The 649-nt window shown below is 63.8% G+C and carries 1 pseudogene; it reads left to right on the forward strand.

The window, feature by feature from the left end:
* A pseudogene (locus tag AC1DVA_RS28975) lies at positions 1–518 on the forward strand (catalase); the annotation flags it as partial.
* Positions 519–649: the final 131 nt, after the last annotated feature.

A 649-nucleotide genomic window follows, 5' to 3' on the forward strand; every position in this document is an offset into this window, starting at 1 on the left:
GTATAGCGCCGGTCGACATGGAGCCGTCGCTGGCGCTCCGGATTGTCGGCAAGTACCCTGAGACTCTGAAGGGGCGGACTGTCGGCATATTGATTTCGGATGGGGCGGACGGGGCAGTCGTCGCCGCCGTCAAGGCCGCCGTCGAAGGCGATGGCGGAGCCGTCAAGATCGTCGCGCCGAAGATCGGCGGCGTGAAGCTCAAGGACGGGAAGACACTCAAGGCCGATGGCCAGCTCGCCGGCTCGCCTTCCGTGCTCTTCGACGCGGTGGCGATCATCCTTTCCGAGGACGGTTGCGCGATGTTGATGAAAGAAGGTGCGGCGGTCGATTTCGCCAAGGACGCCTTCGGGCATCTCAAGGCGATCGGCTACAGCGTTGAGGCCGAGCCGCTTCTCGACAAGGCCGGAGTCGAGCCGGATGACGGGATCGTCGCGCTGGGCAAAGCCGTGGAGGCGTTCCTGCTTCCGGCGCGAACGCGGCAATGGGGCCGCGAGCCGAAAGTCCGCATGCTGGCGTAAATGCTCGTTTGGTCGGAGCCGCAGCCAGCCGCCTAGAGTTTGGTTCACGTCTAAATCAGCGACGGGCTCGGTACTACGAGGCCGTCGGCGGCGGCATAGCAATCTAGTGATCTCTTGGCATTTCGCTCTTG

It is taken from the genome of Allobosea sp. P4_C6 (assembly GCF_056402015.1).